This window comes from Mesorhizobium sp. M7A.F.Ca.ET.027.03.2.1 (assembly GCF_003999175.1).
Classification (GTDB): domain Bacteria; phylum Pseudomonadota; class Alphaproteobacteria; order Rhizobiales; family Rhizobiaceae; genus Mesorhizobium.
The window spans coordinates 1-2334 of the sequence record NZ_RZOM01000988.1 but is presented as its reverse complement, the minus strand read 5'-3'; the positions used below and the strand labels follow the sequence as shown (position 1 = coordinate 2334).

2 protein-coding genes, 1 pseudogene and 1 riboswitch are annotated in these 2334 nt (G+C 62.0%); of the genes and pseudogenes, 2 read left to right on the top strand and 1 reads right to left on the bottom strand.

Annotated features, from left to right (window positions below; translation table 11 throughout):
- Positions 1-923, top strand: a pseudogene (locus tag EN750_RS30075) (glycosyltransferase family 39 protein); the annotation flags it as partial.
- Between the two features lie 132 nt (positions 924-1055).
- The gene (gene msrA / locus EN750_RS30070; protein WP_127272383.1) at positions 1056-1574 is read left to right on the top strand and encodes a peptide-methionine (S)-S-oxide reductase MsrA; all 519 of its coding nucleotides are present in this window, start codon (positions 1056-1058) and stop codon (positions 1572-1574) included.
- Positions 1575-1667: 93 nt separating this feature from the next.
- On the opposite strand, the gene EN750_RS30065 is transcribed toward msrA, so the two are convergent.
- A complete protein-coding gene (locus EN750_RS30065) occupies positions 1668-1997 on the bottom strand; it encodes a hypothetical protein (protein WP_127398906.1) in 330 nt (109 codons plus the stop codon).
- Between the two features lie 195 nt (positions 1998-2192).
- A riboswitch (TPP riboswitch) is annotated at positions 2193-2306 on the top strand.
- Positions 2307-2334 lie beyond the last annotated feature (28 nt).

Below are 2334 nucleotides of genomic sequence, written 5' to 3'. Positions count from 1 at the left end.
CACGCAATCGGCTCGCCACGCCCTGGCCCTGGCTTGGGCTCGCGGTTTTCCTCGCCGTCGCCGCGCCACTGGCCATCCAGCTCTACCGCATCGATTTCCTGCCGCTGACCTATGTCGCCGGCCGCGATGAATGGGTGTTGGTCCACCGCGCCCGCCTTTACTATATCGGTGTCCAAATGGCGGGGCTCTGCGGCTTATTGCTGGTGCTGTCGATATCGGGGCTGTTGCGGCGTTCGCCCGCGCCGGAACAGCCCATTGAGCGCGGCGCGCTGGCCTATCTCGTGTGGATGGGGCTTGGTCCGGCGGTGCTTGTCATGGTGGCCTCGCTGTTTACCGGCGCCGGCGAGGCGTGGGGCGCGCCGATGTACAATCTGGTCGGCGTTGTGGCGATCGCCTTGCTGGGTCATCGGCTTGGCGCCGTCGAACTGCGACGGCTGGCGATCTGCGCGTTCGCCTGCATCCTCGGCATGTCCGGTGCCTATGCGGGCATCCGCTGGACGAGTTGCAATTTGCGCGGGCGCATGGATGCCGTCTGCTGGCCAGCGCGGCAGATTTCGGACGAAGCCGAGGCGGTCTGGCACGCGGCGGTGCCCGGTCGGCTCGACATCGTCGGCGGCGATACCCGCATCGCGTTGCTGGCGGGCCTCAACGCCTATGACAAGCCGTCGATCTTCACAGACCTCGACATGCGGCTCGCCCCCTGGATCACCAGCCAGCGGCTGCGCGATCACGGCATGCTTCTGGTCTGGCCCGGGAGCGGCGTGCCACCTCGGCTGCTGGCGTGGCTGGGAAACATCCCGGTCAAGACCGTTCTTTTCGACTGGTCGCTCAGGGCACCACCGGTGGCGATCAGCTTTGCCGCCATTCCGCCTGGCATGAAGCTACTGGGTTTGATCGACAGCCTCGCCCAACCGAGCAATTGAGGTAGATCCACCGCGTCCGCTGGACGAAGCAGGTGACAATGCCCATTTATGGCGAGACCACTTGCTTTCACGCAATTCCAGACGGAAAACCGCCACACACTTTTCCTGGAATTGCTTTTGAGGAGACGTGACATGGCGACTTCGACCGAACGTGCAGTCCTTGCCGGCGGCTGTTTCTGGGGCATGCAGGATTTGATACGGCGCTATCCCGGCGTCATCTCCACCCGTGTCGGCTACAGCGGCGGCGACGTGCCCAACGCCACCTACCGCAACCACGGCACCCACGCCGAAGCCATCGAGATCAATTTCGATCCGGCCATCATAAGCTATCGCACGCTGCTGGAACGCTTTTTCCAGATCCACGATCCGACGACCCGCAACCGCCAGGGCAACGATGTCGGGACGAGTTATCGCTCGGCGATCTATTATACCAGCGACGAACAGAAGCGCGTCGCCGAGGACACCATCGCCGATGTCGATGCCTCGGGCCTGTGGCCGGGCAAGGTCATCACCGAAGTCGCACCCGTTGGTCCGTTCTGGGAAGCCGAGCCCGAGCATCAGGACTATCTGGAGAAATATCCCAACGGATACACCTGCCACTTCGTCAGGCCAGGCTGGAAGCTGCCGGTTCGCGAGACGGCGGTTTCGTAGAGTTCAAGGTTGTACCAAACCCCGATCCCCGCGTCGTGGTAGAACAAAGCCGCGGAGGTTGTGCTCCGCGGCTTTGGTTCGATCGCGTGCAGATTACTTGCCGCAATTGTTGTCGTTGACTGTCGGCGAGGTGGTGCCCGGGGAGGTGCCGTTGGCATCTGCCTGCGCCCCCTGCGGACTTGCCGGGCAATTCTGATCCGCGTTTGAATTCATATCTCCTACCGTGCCAGTCGTGCTGTTGGTCGTGCCCGGGTCGACAGTGTCCGGCTCGACCGTATTCGGTGAAGCCGGCGTGTTCGGCTCAACCGTCACCGATTTGCCGCTGCCGCTTCCATTTGCGTTGTTGCTGCCGGCGCTTTGCGCCATGGCTGACGTGGCCAGACCAATGGTGAGAACCGAAGCTGCGAGGATTTTCATGAACATGGTTTGTCTCCATTTCTGTGAAGTCGTCGCTTGTTTTCTACGAAAGTGATCGCGTTGCGACTGTGGGGACAACCGGTCGCAGCGGCGAAGGTTCCCGACAAAATTCCGCACAGGCGCACCGTGACTGGCGCAATGCTTTTGGCGCAGTGCTCTGAAAAAACGGCTTTCCCTTGAACTCGAATGATGCTTTAAGGCGCACATCCACAGGGGTGCTCCGTACGGTCGGGGCTGAGACGGGGGCGGCAAGCCCACAGACCCTAGAAGCTGATCTGGGTAATACCAGCGGAGCGAGGCGGGCGATGTTTTCAGGCGCACAGATTTCCCTATACCCCATGAC

Excerpts from the sequence above, each read along its gene's own strand:
- EN750_RS30065 (WP_127398906.1), bottom strand. The coding sequence starts at position 1,997 with ATGTTCATGAAAATCCTCGCAGCTTCGGTTCTCACCATTGGTCTGGCC.
- msrA (WP_127272383.1), top strand. The coding sequence starts at position 1,056 with ATGGCGACTTCGACCGAACGTGCAGTCCTTGCCGGCGGCTGTTTCTGG.